At 47.5% G+C, this 17509-nt stretch carries 8 protein-coding genes, 6 tRNA genes, 2 rRNA genes and 1 pseudogene; all 17 read right to left on the bottom strand.

What is annotated here, in order from left to right; all coding sequences use genetic code 11:
- Window positions 1–37: 37 nt before the first annotated feature.
- Complete coding sequence (gene rpoC / locus C2756_RS00290; RefSeq protein ID WP_215319466.1) at window positions 38–4300, bottom strand: DNA-directed RNA polymerase subunit beta'; 4263 nt, start codon at window positions 4298–4300, stop codon at window positions 38–40.
- Window position 4301: 1 nt separating this feature from the next.
- On the bottom strand, window positions 4302–8402 hold the full coding sequence (rpoB, locus tag C2756_RS00285; protein ID WP_215319464.1) for a DNA-directed RNA polymerase subunit beta: 4101 nt from the start codon (window positions 8400–8402) through the stop codon (window positions 4302–4304).
- 226 nt (window positions 8403–8628) lie between these two features.
- Window positions 8629–9006, bottom strand: coding sequence for a 50S ribosomal protein L7/L12 (gene rplL, locus C2756_RS00280; protein ID WP_112202584.1), 378 nt, complete (start codon window positions 9004–9006; stop codon window positions 8629–8631).
- Window positions 9007–9171: 165 nt separating this feature from the next.
- Window positions 9172–9690: pseudogene (gene rplJ, locus C2756_RS00275) on the bottom strand (50S ribosomal protein L10); the annotation flags it as partial.
- A 237-nt stretch (window positions 9691–9927) separates the two neighbouring features.
- The gene (gene rplA, locus C2756_RS00270; RefSeq protein ID WP_215296095.1) at window positions 9928–10629 is read right to left on the bottom strand and encodes a 50S ribosomal protein L1; all 702 of its coding nucleotides are present in this window, start codon (window positions 10627–10629) and stop codon (window positions 9928–9930) included.
- Between the two features lie 2 nt (window positions 10630–10631).
- Complete coding sequence (gene rplK / locus C2756_RS00265; RefSeq protein ID WP_011901890.1) at window positions 10632–11063, bottom strand: 50S ribosomal protein L11; 432 nt, start codon at window positions 11061–11063, stop codon at window positions 10632–10634.
- Between the two features lie 163 nt (window positions 11064–11226).
- Window positions 11227–11799 carry a transcription termination/antitermination protein NusG gene (gene nusG / locus C2756_RS00260; RefSeq protein WP_087908791.1) on the bottom strand — a complete coding sequence of 191 codons (573 nt, stop codon included), beginning with the start codon at window positions 11797–11799 and terminating at the stop codon, window positions 11227–11229.
- A 7-nt stretch (window positions 11800–11806) separates the two neighbouring features.
- Entirely contained in the window at window positions 11807–12184 is a 378-nt protein-coding gene (gene secE, locus C2756_RS00255; protein WP_215296094.1) for a preprotein translocase subunit SecE, read from the bottom strand.
- 20 nt (window positions 12185–12204) lie between these two features.
- Window positions 12205–12280: transfer RNA gene (locus C2756_RS00250), tRNA-Trp, on the bottom strand.
- A gap of 26 nt (window positions 12281–12306) precedes the next feature.
- The gene (gene tuf / locus C2756_RS00245; RefSeq protein ID WP_215296093.1) at window positions 12307–13497 is read right to left on the bottom strand and encodes an elongation factor Tu; all 1191 of its coding nucleotides are present in this window, start codon (window positions 13495–13497) and stop codon (window positions 12307–12309) included.
- 63 nt (window positions 13498–13560) lie between these two features.
- Window positions 13561–13635: transfer RNA gene (locus C2756_RS00240), tRNA-Thr, on the bottom strand.
- 20 nt (window positions 13636–13655) lie between these two features.
- Window positions 13656–13729, bottom strand: a tRNA-Gly gene (locus C2756_RS00235).
- A 5-nt stretch (window positions 13730–13734) separates the two neighbouring features.
- Window positions 13735–13819 (bottom strand) — tRNA-Tyr (locus C2756_RS00230).
- Between the two features lie 104 nt (window positions 13820–13923).
- Window positions 13924–14037: ribosomal RNA gene (rrf, locus tag C2756_RS00225) — 5S ribosomal RNA — on the bottom strand.
- Between the two features lie 105 nt (window positions 14038–14142).
- Window positions 14143–17016, bottom strand: a 23S ribosomal RNA gene (locus tag C2756_RS00220).
- 268 nt (window positions 17017–17284) lie between these two features.
- Window positions 17285–17360: transfer RNA gene (locus C2756_RS00215), tRNA-Ala, on the bottom strand.
- 30 nt (window positions 17361–17390) lie between these two features.
- Window positions 17391–17467, bottom strand: a tRNA-Ile gene (locus C2756_RS00210).
- Between the last annotated feature and the right edge of the window lie 42 nt (window positions 17468–17509).

The following is a 17509-nucleotide window of genomic DNA, read 5'->3' as shown; positions in this document are numbered from 1 at the left end:
GGGAAAAAACTGGCCATTTCTGGCCAGAATTACCAAATTAGCTCGGATCAGCCTCCCCAGCAGGAGCAATGACTTCAGCCTCGATTTCAACAGGGGCGTTAGCCAATGCTTCCTCTTCGGCGGCAATCATTTGAGCGCGATCGCGCTCGAATTGCTCTCTGACCTTGCGTGCACGACGATAAGACAAGCCGGTACCAGCAGGGATCAGACGACCAATAATGACGTTTTCCTTGAGGCCACGGAGTGTATCGGTCTTGCCCATAATGGCGGCTTCGGTCAATACACGGGTGGTTTCTTGGAAAGAAGCCGCTGAAATGAAGCTATCGGTCGACAAGGATGCCTTAGTAATACCAAGCAATACGTTGTCGAACTGAGCTGGGTGCTTACCTTGAGCAATCACAGCATCGTTTGCGTCATATAACTTAGAACGCTCAACTTGCTCACCAGTAATGAAGGATGTATCGCCTGGATCAGTTACCTGAACGCGACGCAACATCTGACGCACGATCACTTCAATGTGCTTGTCATTGATCTTCACGCCCTGGAGACGATAAACGTCTTGAACTTCGTCAACGATGTAGATTGCCAACTCTTCGATACCTTTGAGAGTCAAGATGTCATGGGGATCAGCAGGACCTTCCACAATCATCTCACCCTTGTTCACAACTTGACCGTCGTGAACGAGAACTTGTTTCTCTTTAGGAATCAAGAATTCATTAGCTTCACCATCCATATCGGTAATGACCAAACGCTGTTTACCTTTGGTTTCTTTACCGAAGGAAACTGTTCCAGTAACTTTCGCCAATACCGCTGCATCTTTCGGTGAACGTGCTTCGAACAATTCTGCAACGCGTGGCAAACCACCGGTAATATCGCGAGTCTTCTGTGATTCGATTGGAATACGCGCCAATACTTCACCAACTTCGACTTTTTGACCATCCTTAACAGTAATCAAAGCGCCCACTTGGAGACCAATGTTTACTGGGTGATCAGTACCGGCGATCATGACTTCGTTACCCTTCTCATCAACTAAGTTGATCATTGGGCGAACGCCTTTGCTTGCAGCTGAACGACGCTTACCGTCAATCACCACCAAAGTGGAAAGACCAGTCACTTCGTCAACCTGCTTAGCAACAGTGACACCCTCTTCGACATTATCGAAGCGAGCGATACCAGCGTACTCAGAAATAATCGGGCGTGTTAACGGATCCCAGGTTGCTAAGCTTGCGCCAGCCTTCACTGCTGCATCTTCTTTTAACAAGAGAGTTGCACCGTAAGGCACTTTATGACGCTCGCGCTCACGACCATTTTCATCAACGATCAAGGCTTCGCCAGAACGTGAAATCACAATCTGCTCACCCTTCGCGTTCTTCACAACACGCATCGTGCCTGAGAACTTCAAAGCACCATTTGATTTGGCTTCAATATTACTTGCAACCAAGGCGCGTGACGCTGCACCACCAATGTGGAAGGTACGCATAGTCAACTGTGTGCCAGGCTCACCGATAGACTGAGCAGCGATCACACCAACTGCTTCACCAACGTTCACCAAACCACCGCGACCGAGATCACGTCCGTAGCACTTAGCGCACAAGCCAAAGCGAGTTAAGCAAGACAATACTGTGCGAACTTTAACTTCGTCGATGCCCAATGCCACGATCTGATCGACATGATCTTCATCGAGCAAGGTGTCGTTAGGAACGATGACTTCTTGTGTATCAGGATGAACAATGTCACCGATGCAGACACGACCCAAAATACGGTCACGCAATGCTTCGATAATTTCGCCACCTTCAACAAGGGCCTTCATAGTAACGCCAGAAGTTGCGCCGCAATCATCCTCGATCACTACGAGGTCTTGAGTAACGTCGCACAAACGACGGGTCAAGTAACCAGAGTTCGCTGTCTTCAATGCAGTATCAGCCAGGCCTTTACGAGCACCGTGGGTTGAGATGAAGTACTGCAATACGTTCAAACCTTCGCGGAAGTTTGCAGTAATTGGGGTTTCAATAATGGAGCCATCGGGCTTCGCCATCAAACCACGCATACCAGCTAACTGACGAATTTGCGCTGCAGATCCACGCGCACCAGAATCCGCCATCATATAGATAGAGTTAAAGGATTCTTGACGCACAGTTTTGCCGTTACGGTCGATTACGTCAACGTGTGACAACTCATCCATCATCGCTTTGCCAACTTGGTCGCCTGCAGCGCCCCAAATGTCAACCACGTTGTTATAACGCTCTTGATTGGTTACGAGACCTGACATGAACTGCTTGTCATATTCCTTAACCTTGGCAGAAGCTTCAGTGATGATGCGCTCTTTGGAGGTTGGGATCAGCATATCGTCGATCGCAACCGAGATACCAGCATTGGTCGCCAAGCGAAAACCAGACTGCAAGAGACGGTCAGCAAAAATCACAGTTTCACGCAAGCCGCACTTACGGAATGAAGTGTTGATCAAACGTGAGATTTCTTTTTTCTTCAAAGGCTTGTTGATTTCCTCGAAGGACATCCCTTTAGGCAAAATCTCAGACAAGATTGCACGGCCAACTGAAGTTTGATAGATCTTGGTTTTTTCAGCAAAACGGGCATCGCCCTCTGCCTTTTTATCCACAATCTCAAACTCAGTAATACGCACAGCAACACGAGATGCCAATTCAACCTGGCCGGCTTCGTATGCGCGCACTACTTCAGTAATGTTGGCGAAAACCATGCCTTCGCCCTTACCGTTGATCTTGTCACGGGTAGCGTAGTACAGACCCAACACCACGTCCTGTGAAGGAACGATGGATGGTTCGCCGTTTGCTGGGAATAATACGTTGTTCGAAGCCAACATCAATGTACGCGCTTCCATTTGCGCTTCGAGCGACAAAGGAACGTGAACCGCCATTTGGTCACCGTCAAAGTCCGCGTTAAATGCCGCGCAGACCAATGGGTGCAATTGGATCGCTTTACCTTCAATCAGCATTGGCTCGAAAGCCTGAATACCGAGACGGTGCAATGTAGGCGCACGGTTCAACATGATTGGATGTTCACGAATGACTTCTTCGAGAATGTCCCAAACGATTGGTGTCTGGCTCTCAACTTCTTTCTTCGCAGCCTTAATGGTGGTTGCAATTCCTAAAGTCTCAAGCTTGTTGAAAATGAATGGCTTGAACAATTCCAAGGCCATCAATTTTGGTAAGCCGCACTGATGCAATTTCAATGTAGGGCCAACTACGATGACTGAACGACCAGAGTAGTCAACGCGTTTACCCAACAAGTTTTGACGGAAACGACCGCTCTTACCTTTAATCATCTCAGCCAAGGACTTGAGAGGACGCTTGTTAGCGCCTGTCATAGCCTTACCGCGACGACCGTTGTCAAGCAATGAGTCAACCGCTTCTTGCAACATGCGTTTTTCGTTACGAACGATGATCTCTGGTGCGCGCAACTCTAACAAACGCTTCAAACGGTTGTTACGGTTGATCACACGACGATAGAGGTCGTTCAAATCGGAAGTAGCAAAGCGACCGCCATCCAATGGCACCAATGGGCGCAATTCAGGCGGCAATACTGGCAATACTTCCATGATCATCCAGTCAGGCTTGATACCTGAAGTCTGGAACGCCTCAAGCACTTTTAAGCGCTTAGCGTATTTCTTGATCTTGGCATCGCTACCAGTAGCTTTCAAATCAGCGCGAATGGTCTCTACTTCACGATCGATATCAATCGAACGCAAGAGATCGCGAATACCTTCAGCGCCCATAATGGCGGTAAATGCACCGTCACCATACTCTTCAGTTTTCGCAATGTATTCATCTTCAGACATTATCTGACCACGCTTCATTGCGCCTTCAGGAGTCATGCCAGGATCAACCACTACATATGCTTCAAAGTAGAGAACGCGCTCGATATCACGCAAGGTCATATCGAGAACCATACCCAAACGGGATGGCAAGGACTTCAAGAACCAAATGTGCGCTACAGGGGCTGCCAACTCAATGTGGCCCATGCGCTCACGACGTACCTTAGCGAGGGTTACTTCAACACCGCACTTCTCGCAGATAACGCCACGGAACTTTAAGCGCTTGTACTTACCGCATAAGCACTCGTAGTCTTTGGTCGGTCCAAAAATCTTGGCGCAGAACAAACCATCACGCTCGGGCTTAAAAGTCCGGTAGTTGATGGTTTCTGGTTTGCGTACTTCACCAAAAGACCATGAGCGAATTTTCTCAGGAGATGCAAGACCAATTTTGATGACATCAAACTGCTCTTCGCCCTGCGTTTGCTTAAATAAATCGAGCAATGCTTTCATATCAGTTGCGCTCCATGTCAATGTCAATACCCAACGAACGGATTTCTTTTACCAGTACGTTGAAGGATTCGGGCATGCCAGCATCAATCGTGTGCTCGCCCTTGACGATGTTTTCGTAAACCTTGGTACGGCCTGCGACGTCATCGGACTTCACTGTCAGCATTTCCTGCAAGACATATGAAGCACCGTATGCTTCGAGGGCCCAAACTTCCATCTCACCAAAGCGCTGACCACCAAACTGGGCTTTACCGCCCAATGGCTGTTGCGTTACTAATGAGTAAGGTCCGGTTGAACGTGCGTGCATCTTGTCGTCGACCAAATGGTGTAGTTTCAAGACATGCATGACACCAACAGTCACTGGACGCTCAAACTGATCGCCAGTGCGGCCGTCGCACAAAATCATTTGCTGACGTGAAGGCGTCATCTTCAAAGATTTAGCAACCTCTTCTGGATAAGCCAACTCGAGCATACGTCCGATTTCTGTTTCAGTGGCGCCGTCAAACACTGGTGTTGCAAATGGCAAGCCTTGGCGGAGATTCTCTGCCAAAACAGTGATCTGCTCATCAGTGAAATTGTCGATGTCTTCAATACGACCGGTTTCGTTATAAAGCTGCTTGAAGAACTTGCGTAATTCAGTTTGCTTAGCGTGCTCACGAACCATCTCGTCGATACGCTTACCAATACCTTGAGCTGCCCAACCTAAGTGGGTTTCCAAGATCTGACCAACGTTCATACGGGAAGGAACACCCAATGGGTTCAAGACGATGTCTACGGGGCGTCCGTCAGCCATAAATGGCATATCTTCTGCTGGAGCAATTTTAGAAACCACGCCCTTGTTACCGTGACGACCGGCCATCTTGTCACCAGGCTGCAAGCGACGCTTAACAGCTAAGTACACCTTAACCATCTTGGTTACGCCAGGCTGTAAATCATCACCCTGGGTAAGCTTGGTGCGCTTCTCTTCAAAAGCTTCATCAAACTGTTTACGCTTCGCTTCGATAGAAGATTTGATTGCTTCGACTTGTGAGGCAACTTCATCATCTGCTGGACGAACATCAAACCAATGGTATTTGTCCAAATCAGCAAGGTAATCCTTGTCGATCTTGGTACCTTTAGCTAATTTCTTAGGGCCGCCATTAGCAACTTTGCCAACCAACAGCTTTTCTAAACGCATGAAGGCATCGCCTTCAACAATACGCAACTGGTCGTTTAAGTCCAAACGATAGCGCTGTAGTTCTTCTTGAATGATGGACTGGGCACGGGCATCGCGCTCAATACCTTCACGGGTGAAGACTTGAACGTCAATGACGGTACCAATCATTCCTGATGGAACGCGCAAAGAAGTATCTTTCACGTCAGATGCTTTTTCACCGAAGATCGCACGCAGTAACTTTTCTTCAGGAGTGAGAGTTGTCTCGCCCTTTGGAGTTACCTTACCAACTAATACGTCACCAGCTTCAACTTCAGCACCGATGTACACAATACCGCTCTCATCCAAACGAGAGAGTTGTGACTCAGCCAAGTTGGAAATATCGCGAGTAATTTCTTCTGAACCCAACTTAGTATCACGCGCAACCACTGACAACTCTTCAATATGAATAGAGGTGTAGCGGTCATCAGCAACAACCTTCTCAGAGATCAAGATTGAATCTTCGAAGTTGTAACCATTCCATGGCATAAATGCCACAGTCATGTTTTGACCCAAAGCCAATTCACCTAAATCGGTAGATGCACCGTCAGCAACGACGTCGCCACGGGCTACACGATCGCCAACTTTTACGATTGGACGTTGATTGATGTTGGTATTTTGGTTTGAACGGGTGTACTTGATGAGGTTATAAATATCCACACCTACTTCACCAGCTGCAGTTTCATCATCGTTTACACGAATCACCACACGGTTTGCATCAACGTAATCTACGATACCGCCGCGGTTAGCCAGTACAACAGTGCCGGAGTCAACTGCAACAATACGCTCTAAACCTGTACCAACCAATGGCTTATCTGGACGCAAGCAAGGAACTGCTTGACGCTGCATGTTCGCACCCATCAACGCACGGTTCGCATCATCGTGCTCTAAGAATGGAACGAGTGAGGCTGCAGCAGAAACGATCTGGCTAGGAGCAACGTCGATGAAATCGATACGCTCTGGGCTAACCATCATGGTCTCACCAGCTTGACGAGCAGAAACCAATTCGTCAGCTAACTTGCCGTTTTTGTCGATCGTGGCATTGGCCTGAGCAATCACATACTTCGCTTCTTCAATCGCAGAGAGGTACACCACTTCATCGCTTACCTTGCTATTGGAAACCTTACGGTACGGAGTCTCTAAAAAACCATGCTCATTCAAACGTGCAAATAGCGCGAGTGAGTTGATCAGACCAATGTTTGGTCCTTCTGGAGTTTCAATTGGGCAAACACGTCCGTAGTGAGTTGGATGCACGTCGCGCACTTCGAAACCTGCGCGCTCGCGTGTCAAACCACCAGGTCCCAATGCAGAAATACGACGCTTGTGCGTGATCTCTGAAAGTGGGTTGGTTTGATCCATAAACTGGGATAACTGTGAAGAACCGAAGAACTCACGAATCGCAGAAGAAATTGGCTTGCTATTAATCAAGTCATGCGGCATGAGATTTTCTGTTTCGGCTTGGCCGAGACGTTCTTTAACCGCACGCTCAACACGTGACAAACCAGCACGGAATTGGTTTTCTGCCAATTCGCCAACGCAACGTACACGACGATTACCTAAGTGATCGATATCGTCTACTTCGCCTTTGCCGTTACGCAAATCTACGAGGGACTTAATCGTGTCGAGAATATCTTCATTCGACAGAACCATTGGACCTTCCATTTCTGGGCGGTTCAAACGGCTATTGACCTTCATACGGCCAACACGAGATAAGTCGTAAGTATCTTCGCTATAGAACAAGCGCTGGAACAAAGCTTCAACAGCATCTTCTGTTGGAGGCTCACCAGGACGCATCATGCGGTAGATGGCAATACGTGCTGCTGTTTGATCAGCAATTTCATCGGTACGCAGTGTCTGAGAAATATACGCACCAGAATCTAAATCATTGGTGTAAATGGTTTCCAATTGCTTGATGCCAGCATCGCGCAATGTAGCCAATAACTCTTCAGTGATTTCATCATTAGCGTACGCCAAGATTTCACCAGAATCTGGATCAACGATATTACGTGCAACTACACGACCAACTAAATAGTCATCTGGTACAGCAATTGTTTTTGTCTTAGCAGCTTCAAGTTCGCGAATATGCTTTGCATTGATGCGCTTGTCTTTTTGAATGACAACAACGCCATTCTTATCGAGCACATCAAAGTTAGCCAACTGGCCACGCAAACGCTCTGGAACAAATTCCATTGAAGCGCCATTAGCGGTCAATGCAAAATGATCAAAGTTGAAGAAGTTTGCAAGAATCTGTTCGTTGTTTAAACCAATTGCTTTGAGCAAAATGGTGACAGGCATCTTACGACGACGGTCAACGCGGAAATAGAGAATATCTTTTGGATCAAACTCGAAATCGAGCCATGAACCACGGTAAGGAATGATGCGTGCTGAGAACAGCAACTTACCGGAACTATGGGTTTTGCCCTTATCGTGCTCAAAGAACACGCCTGGAGAACGGTGTAACTGAGAAACGATCACACGCTCAGTACCGTTGATTACAAAAGAGCCGTTTTCTGTCATGAGTGGAATTTCACCCATGTAGACTTCGCTCTCTTTTACCTCTTTCACCTTAGTAGGCGCTTCGCGATCATAAATAATCAAGCGAACTTTTGCGCGTAAGGCAGAGTGGTATGTGTAACCACGCTGTTGACATTCTTTAACGTCAAATGGAGGCTGTGATAACTGGTAAGACACGTATTCCATCCGTGCGTAGCCGTTGTTAGACACAATTGGGAATGCTGAAGTAAAGGCAGCTTGAAGTCCCTCTGTAAGGCGAGACATGGCTGGCTTTTCAGCCTGTAAAAATTTAGCGTAGGATTCCAGCTGCGTTGCGATCAGGTACGGAACCTGGTGGTTATTTACTCGCTTAGCAAAGCTTTTACGGACTCGCTTGCGTTCGGTGAAGCTATAGTTCATTTCATCTCCGAATTCAGCGACTGTACAAAGATTTGGCGATTGGCCACTACCAATCACTGGCGGACAACACTAAACCGTTCGATTTAGTGTCCGACCAAACTTGCATTCTGCAGTCGTATCAGAAGGCAAACCCGATTTCAATCAGAAATGAAATCGGGTTTGACCACTAATGGTCAAACCCAACATAGCTAACGCTCCTTTTTGAGAAGCGCTAGCGAAGTTTGTATTACTTGAGTTCTGCTTTAGCGCCAGCTTCTTCAAGCTTCTTCTTAGCTTCTTCAGCAGTTTTCTTGTCAACGCCTTCTTTGATTGGCTTCGGTGCACCGTCAACCAAGTCCTTAGCTTCTTTTAAGCCAAGACCAGTAATTTCGCGAACTGCCTTAATTACTGAAACCTTGTTTGCGCCAGCTTCGAGCAAGTTCACAGTGAATTCTGTTTGCTCTTCAGCAGCAGCACCGCCACCGCCTGCACCAGCAGGACCAGCAACAGCCATCGCTGCAGCTGAAACACCAAACTTCTCTTCGAACGCTTTAACCAAATCGTTCAAATCCATAACGGACATGCTACCTACTGCATCAATGATTTCTTCTTTAGTAATCGCCATTTTTAGCTCCTAATACTTAAATAGTTAATCTGTCGCTTATTCAGCGGCAGGGGTTTCTTTTGCTTCTGTTCCAGCTTCTGGGGCTGCGGCTACAGGCTCAGCGGCTGCTTCAGGAGCTGCGGCTTCAGCAACGACTGCTGCTGGGGCTGCTGCTTCTGCTACAGGTGCTGGAGCTTCGGCTACAGGAGCAGGTGCTCCAGCTGCCTTTTGTGCTGCTACTGCGCCCAATACGCGAGCCATCGCAGAAACAGGTGCCAACATCACACCTAACAACTGAGATAACAACTCGTCGCGGCTTGGAATTGTTGCGAGAGCTTTTACACCCGCAACATCTAACAACTTGCCGTTGTATAAGCCAGCTTTAATGACTAGCAAATCTTGAGTCTTAGCAAAGCCCTGCAATACTTTTGCCGAAGCAATCGGATCAGCAGAGATGCCGTAAATCAAGGGGCCAACCATCGAATCAGCAAGAGGCTCAAACTGTGTGCCTTGTGCAGCACGGCGTGCCAATGTGTTCTTCAAAACGCGAAGATAGACACCTTGGTCACGTGCGCTAGCACGTAGCTTTGTCAACTGCTCTACTGGAATACCACGGTATTCAGCGAGCACGACAGTTTGGGCTCCAGCCAATTGAGCGCCGACATCAGCAACAATCGCTTTTTTGTCTTGTACATTCAAAGGCACGGTTTAACTCCATAAAAACCAACTGTTTCCAGTTGGGGTTACACACCAGCGTCTGATCATTTGTTCACAAAGACTCTTGTGAAAATCTTTTCAGGGTCGCCATCTGCGTTGGCTATTACTCTCGTAACGATTAAGAATTAACTCTGTATTAGCAACTAATTCACCAACGGTCTTTGATGTTCGACTCTCACTCAAAGAGCAGGAGCCGACCCAAAGTTCTTTTTTGTTACAAGCTACTTATTGAGCTGCTTGTAACGATGCTTGGTCAACACGTACGCCTGCACCCATGGTGCTGCTTACGGCAACCTTCTTTAAATAAATTCCCTTAGATGCAGGCGGCTTTGCTTTATTCAAAGCCTCAAGCAATGCAAGCAAATTGGACTTTAGTGCAGTTGGCTCGAATGAACGACGACCAATGCTTGCGTGCACGATACCGGCTTTGTCCACACGGAATTGCACTTGACCCGCTTTTGCATTCTTCACTGCAGTAGCTACGTCAGGAGTCACAGTTCCCACTTTTGGATTTGGCATCAAACCACGTGGGCCCAATACTTGACCCAAGGTACCAACAATTTTCATTGTGTCTGGTGATGCGATCAAAACGTCAAAATCAATTTTGCCGCCTTTAATTTGTTCAGCAAGTTCTTCCATGCCAACGATTTCTGCGCCAGCGGCTTTAGCCTGTTCGGCCTTCTCGCCTTGTGCAAAAACAGCAACACGAACGTGCTTGCCTGTACCAGCTGGGAGCACTACTGCGCCACGCACAACTTGGTCAGATTTCTTAGCATCAATACCCAACTGAACAGCAACGTCGATAGACTCATCGAACTTAGCAGTTGCGCACTCTTTAACGAGGCTCAATGCATCTTCCAATGAATAGAACTTGTTGCGATCAACCTTGGATTGAATTGCTTTTACGCGTTTAGATAATTTAGTCATGATTAGAGACCTTCCACAGTGATGCCCATGGAACGGGCGCTACCAGCGATTGTTCTAACAGCTGCGTCCATATCGGCTGCTGTCAAATCTGGCATTTTTGCTTTAGCGATTTCTTCCGCTTGAGCACGGGTAATTTTTCCTACCTTGTCGGTATGAGGACGTGGTGATCCTTTTTCGATCTTCGCAGCCTTCTTGATCATGATGGTTGCTGGAGGAGTCTTCATGATGAATGTGAAGCTCTTATCAGCGAATGCTGTAATCACGACTGGAATTGGCAGGCCAGGTTCCATGCTCTGAGTTTGAGCATTAAACGCCTTACAAAATTCCATAATATTCAGGCCGCGTTGACCCAATGCTGGACCTACGGGTGGTGATGGATTTGCTTTACCTGCAGGGATCTGCAGTTTGATAAAGCCAATAATCTTCTTTGCCATGTGTGCTCCTTAAAGCGCGCCTAACCTCATTAGGAAAGACCGCCGTTGAGTAAACGCTTTGCTAGTTTTTGGCTTTCTAGCTCCGCTCCTCGGTTAATTTCTAAAACCAAATAACCACTTAAAACAACTACTTCACTTACAAAACCGGACTAAGTCCTTGTTTTTACATCTTTTCTACTTGGCCAAACTCCAGCTCAACTGGGGTACCGCGACCGAAGATTGTAACAGAAACGCGTAATCTTGACTTCTCATAGTTCACTTCCTCAACGTTTCCGTTGAAGTCTGTAAATGGGCCTTCTTTCACGCGAACCATCTCACCGACCTCAAACAGGGTCTTGGGCTTCGGTTTATCCACGCCAGCCTGCATCTGATCCATGATTTTGGTGACTTCAGCAGTAGAAATCGGGCTTGGACGGTTACGAACACCTCCCACGAAACCGGTCACTTTTGGGGTATTTTTCACCAAATGCCAGCTTTCATCGGTCATTTCCATCTCAATCAGGACATAACCTGGGAAGAAACGGCGCTCAGTGACTGATTTTGTGCCAGATTTGATCTCTACCACCTCTTCGGATGGGACCAAAATACGGCCAAATTTCTCAGGCATGCCAGAACGTGCAATACGCTCCTCAAGGCCTTTTTTAACGCTCTTTTCCATTCCAGAATAAGCGTGGATTACGTACCAGCGCATATTGCCGGTAGCTTGTGGATTTGCAGCTACTTCAGAATCAATCATGTTTTACTCACTTCCAGCCTAAAAGGACTGAAAAAACTAGCCATTCAATCAATTTGTCTGCAATCCATAAAAACAAGGACATGATCAGAACAAAGCCAAATACGACTAGAGTCATTTGGGTAGTCTCTTTACGAGTCGGCCAAACAACCTTTTTTACTTCGTACCAAGAATCTTTTGCATAGGCGATAAAACGACGCCCATCGGGTGAAATCGCCACAATCAAAACCGCAGCTGCAATGCCACCGAACAATACACCCAAGCGCACCAATAAAGATTGGTCGATGAGCGTGTAGTAAAGCACTAACGCAGCAACGACGATTAAAGCAGCGAGTCCAGAGACCCAGCTGCTCTTTTCTTCAGAATGACTTGCAGTTTGTTGAGACATATTACTTTCAGTTCAAATCGTGGCAGGGGCGGAGGGCATCGAACCCCCAACCTTTGGTTTTGGAGACCAACGCTCTGCCAATTGAGCTACACCCCTTTATAAAAACTCATTACCAAAACTACTTAAGCCAAAATCTTTGCAACTACACCAGCGCCAACAGTACGGCCACCTTCACGGATCGCAAAACGTAAACCTTCTTCCATCGCGATAGGGGCGATGAGTTTGACGGTAATCGTGACGTTATCACCAGGCATGACCATTTCTTTGTCTTTTGGCAACTCAATAGAACCAGTTACGTCCGTTGTGCGGAAGTAAAACTGAGGACGATAGTTATTAAAGAATGGTGTATGACGGCCACCTTCATCTTTACCCAAGATGTAAACCTCGGCTGTAAAGTGAGTATGTGGGGTGATTGAACCTGGCTTAGCCAATACTTGGCCGCGCTCAACTTCTTCACGTTTTGTACCGCGTAACAAGATACCCACGTTATCGCCTGCTTGACCTTGGTCGAGCAATTTGCGGAACATTTCAACACCAGTACAAGTAGTTTTGAGAGTTGGTTTGATACCAACGATTTCAATCTCTTCGCCAACTTTAACGATACCGCGCTCAATACGACCAGTCACTACAGTACCGCGACCGGAGATAGAGAACACGTCTTCTACTGGCATCAAGAAGGCGCCGTCAATGGCACGCTCTGGAGTTGGGATGTAAGTATCAAGGGCTTCAGCCAATTTCATGATGGCTTCTTTACCCAATGGGCCTTCGTCGCCTTCTAAGGCTAACTTAGCTGAACCTTGGATGATCGGTGTGTCATCGCCTGGGAAGTCATATTTAGACAGAAGTTCACGCACTTCCATTTCTACGAGTTCTAACAATTCAGCATCATCAACCATGTCGCACTTGTTTAAGAACACCACGATGTAAGGAACGCCCACTTGGCGTGCCAAGAGGATGTGCTCACGCGTTTGTGGCATTGGGCCATCAGCTGCAGAGCAAACTAAAATAGCGCCGTCCATCTGAGCAGCGCCTGTAATCATGTTCTTAACGTAGTCAGCATGTCCTGGGCAGTCAACGTGAGCGTAGTGACGATTAGCTGTCTCATACTCAACGTGCGCAGTATTAATCGTAATACCACGGGCTTTTTCTTCAGGAGCAGCATCGATCTGATCGTAAGCTTTTGCTTCGCCACCAAATGCTTTTGAGAGCACGGTTGCAATTGCTGCTGTCAAGGTCGTTTTACCGTGGTCAACGTGACCGATAGTGCCTACGTTTACGTGCGGTTTTGTCCGCTCGAATTTTTCTTTTGCCATTTTTGTTCTGCCTTTAGTTAACTCTTAAACCAAACACCAAATACACAATTAATAAATCAAACATGGTGCCCATGGGCAGGATCGAACTGCCGACCTCTCCCTTACCAAGGGAGTGCTCTACCACTGAGCCACATGGGCGAAATCTAATACAACAAATCTGGAGCGGGATAAGAGAATCGAACTCTTGACCGAAGATTGGAAATCTGCTGTTTTACCATTAAACTAATCCCGCACATCTGGTGGAGGGGGTAGGATTCGAACCTACGTAGGCATAGCCAACAGATTTACAGTCTGCCTCCTTTAGCCGCTCGGACACCCCTCCGCGAACCCAATATTCTGACTCCAAACGGAGTATCTGTCAATCTCTCTAACGCTTTGCACAAGTAAAAACGCCCAGACCTAAAGGGGTCTGGGCGTCGCATTGGTGCCCGGCAGTTACCTACTTTCACACGGGTAATCCGCACTATCATCGGCGTAGAATCGTTTCACTGTCCTGTTCGGGATGGGAAGGAGTGGTTCCAATTCGCTATGGTCACCGGGCGTAGAGGGTTGAGCTGCTGATAAATCAACAACTCTATTTGAGTAAGCATGTAATAAGGATGCAGATTAAATCTGGCAAACATCCAACACAATAGTGCTGGTTATAGGATCAAGCCTAACGGGCAATTAGTATCGGTTAGCTTAATGCATTACTGCACTTCCACACCCGACCTATCAACGTTGTGGTCTTCAACGACCCTTTATGTAGGTTAAACCTACGGGAGATCTCATCTTCAGGCAAGTTTCCCGCTTAGATGCTTTCAGCGGTTATCTCTTCCATTCATAGCTACCCTGCGATGCTTCTGGCGAAACAACAGGTACACCAGCGGAATGTCCACTCCGGTCCTCTCGTACTAGGAGCAGCCCCCGTCAAATCTCCAACGCCCATGGCAGATAGGGACCAAACTGTCTCACGACGTTTTAAACCCAGCTCACGTACCTCTTTAAATGGCGAACAGCCATACCCTTGGGACCGGCTACAGCCCCAGGATGAGATGAGCCGACATCGAGGTGCCAAACACCGCCGTCGATATGAACTCTTGGGCGGTATCAGCCTGTTATCCCCAGAGTACCTTTTATCCGTTGAGCGATGGCCCTTCCATACAGAACCACCGGATCACTATGACCTGCTTTCGCACCTGCTCGACTTGTCGGTCTCGCAGTTAAGCACGCTTTTGCCATTGCACTTTAGGTACGATGTCCGACCGTACCAAGCGTACCTTCGTACTCCTCCGTTACACTTTGGGAGGAGACCGCCCCAGTCAAACTGCCTACCATGCACTGTTCCCGACCCGGATAACGGGCCAAGGTTAGAACCTCAAATAAATCAGGGTGGTATTTCAAGGTTGGCTCCAACAGAACTAGCATCCTGTTATCAACGCCTCCCACCTATCCTACACAGACCGATTCAAAGTCCAATGCAAAGCTACAGTAAAGGTTCATGGGGTCTTTCCGTCTAGCCACGGGTAGATTGCATCATCACAAACATTTCAACTTCGCTGAGTCTCAGGAGGAGACAGTGTGGCCATCGTTACGCCATTCGTGCAGGTCGGAACTTACCCGACAAGGAATTTCGCTACCTTAGGACCGTTATAGTTACGGCCGCCGTTTACTGGGACTTCAATCAAGAGCTTGCACCCCATCATTTAATCTTCCAGCACCGGGCAGGCGTCACACCCTATACGTCCACTTTCGTGTTTGCAGAGTGCTGTGTTTTTATTAAACAGTCGCAGCCACCTTTTTATTGCAACCCTTTCGTCCTTCCGTTGTTCACGGTCAAACTACAAGGGCGCACCTTATCCCGAAGTTACGGTGCAAATTTGCCGAGTTCCTTCTCCTGAGTTCTCTCAAGCGCCTTAGAATACTCATCTCGCCCACCTGTGTCGGTTTGCGGTACGGTCTTGTTAGACTGAAGCTTAGAGGCTTTTCTTGGAACCACTTCCAATTGCTTCGCGAATAAATTCGCTCGTCTCACGCCCTTGAATTACGCTACCGGATTTACCTAATAGCCATCTCCAACGCAAGAACCGGGACATCCAACACCCGGACAACTTTCCGCGATCCGTCCCCCCATCGCATCTAACAATGGTCAAGGAATATTAACCTTGTTCCCATCAGCTACGCATCTCTGCCTCGCCTTAGGGGCCGACTCACCCTGTTCCGATGAACGTTGAACAGGAAACCTTGGGCTTACGGCGAGGGGGCTTTTCACCCCCTTTATCGCTACTCATGTCAGCATTCGCACTTCTGATACCTCCAGCATCCTTTACAAGACACCTTCACAGGCTTACAGAACGCTCTCCTACCATCACATTGCTGTGATCCGCAGCTTCGGTTATATGCTTAGCCCCGTTACATCTTCCGCGCAGGACGACTCGATCAGTGAGCTATTACGCTTTCTTTAAAGGATGGCTGCTTCTAAGCCAACCTCCTGACTGTTTTAGCCTTCCCACTTCGTTTCCCACTTAGCATATATTAGGGACCTTAGCTGGCGGTCTGGGTTGTTTCCCTCTTGACACCGGACGTTAGCACCCGATGTCTGTCTCCCGTGCTTGCACTTGTAGGTATTCGGAGTTTGCTATGGCGCAGTAATCCGCAATGGACCCCACTACCATGACAGTGCTCTACCCCCTACAGTGATACACGAGGCACTACCTAAATAGTTTTCGGAGAGAACCAGCTATTTCCAGTTTTGTTTAGCCTTTCACCCCTATCCACAGCTCATCCCCTAACTTTTCAACGTTAGTGGGTTCGGTCCTCCAGTACGTGTTACCGCACCTTCAACCTGGCCATGGATAGATCAACTGGTTTCGGGTCTACACCCAGCAACTAGCGCCCTATTCGGACTCGCTTTCGCTACGCCTTCCCTATTCGGTTAAGCTTGCTACTGAATGTAAGTCGCTGACCCATTATACAAAAGGTACGCAGTCACCCCTTACGAGGCTCCTACTGTTTGTATGCACACAATTTCAGGATCTATTTCACTCCCCTCCCGGGGTTCTTTTCGCCTTTCCCTCACGGTACTTGTTCACTATCGGTCGATTACGAGTATTTAGCCTTGGAGGATGGTCCCCCCATATTCAGACAGGATTTCTCGTGTCCCGCCCTACTTGTCTCTAGCCTAGTACCACTCAATAATTTTCACATACGGGACTATCACCCTTTATTGTTGGACTTTCCATTCCATTCTGTTAATTACTGAGCTATCACTAGAAGGCTCTTCCCATTTCGCTCGCCACTACTTTGGGAATCTCGGTTGATGTCTTTTCCTCTTGCTACTTAGATGTTTCAGTTCACAAGGTTCGCTTCTCATACCCTATGTATTCAGGTATGGATACCACAAAAGTGGTGGGTTTCCCCATTCAGAAATCCCCGGATCAAAGCTTATTTACCAGCTCCCCGGGGCTTATCGCAGGTTATAACGTCTTTCGTCGCCTGTAATCGCCAAGGCATCCATCATGTGCACTTATTCACTTGATCCTATAACGAGCACCATTGCTAGTACCTGTTACAGGTTTTACTTCTACTTCTGACATGTTTGCCGTAATCCAAACTGTAAGTACTTGTTAAGAACTTTGTAAAACTCGTTTGATATTACTGATTGATGATTCAATCTTTACCCTTATTACATTGTCAAATGTCCTCTCAAAGAAACATTTGACACTTTGCTTACTCAAATTTTTAAAGAACAGCCATAAATGGCAAAACTAAACGATTCAGTATTCGCTTAGTTTTGACATTTAGATGTTGGTGGAGGATGACGGGATCGAACCGACGACCCCCTGCTTGCAAAGCAGGTGCTCTCCCAGCTGAGCTAATCCCCCAACGTCCACTAAGTCCATATCAACGCTGATTGGTGGGTCTGGTAGGACTTGAACCTACGACCCCTGCGTTATCAACACAGTGCTCTAACCAGCTGAGCTACAGACCCGTGGCTTTTATTGTCAACCGATAAGTGTGGGCACTATAGCTC

The organism is Polynucleobacter sp. UB-Siik-W21 (genome assembly GCF_018687415.1).
Lineage (GTDB): Bacteria > Pseudomonadota > Gammaproteobacteria > Burkholderiales > Burkholderiaceae > Polynucleobacter.
Note: the sequence above shows the minus strand (reverse complement) of the source record. Positions and strands in the feature narration are given on the sequence as shown.

Coding starts and splice junctions, on each gene's coding strand:
- tuf (WP_215296093.1), bottom strand. CDS start 13,497: ATGGCAAAAGAAAAATTCGAGCGGACAAAACCGCACGTAAACGTAGGC.
- rplL (WP_112202584.1), bottom strand. CDS start 9,006: ATGGCGATTACTAAAGAAGAAATCATTGATGCAGTAGGTAGCATGTCC.
- rplA (WP_215296095.1), bottom strand. CDS start 10,629: ATGACTAAATTATCTAAACGCGTAAAAGCAATTCAATCCAAGGTTGAT.
- rplK (WP_011901890.1), bottom strand. CDS start 11,063: ATGGCAAAGAAGATTATTGGCTTTATCAAACTGCAGATCCCTGCAGGT.
- secE (WP_215296094.1), bottom strand. CDS start 12,184: ATGTCTCAACAAACTGCAAGTCATTCTGAAGAAAAGAGCAGCTGGGTC.
- rpoB (WP_215319464.1), bottom strand. CDS start 8,402: ATGAACTATAGCTTCACCGAACGCAAGCGAGTCCGTAAAAGCTTTGCT.
- rpoC (WP_215319466.1), bottom strand. CDS start 4,300: ATGAAAGCATTGCTCGATTTATTTAAGCAAACGCAGGGCGAAGAGCAG.
- nusG (WP_087908791.1), bottom strand. CDS start 11,799: ATGATTGATTCTGAAGTAGCTGCAAATCCACAAGCTACCGGCAATATG.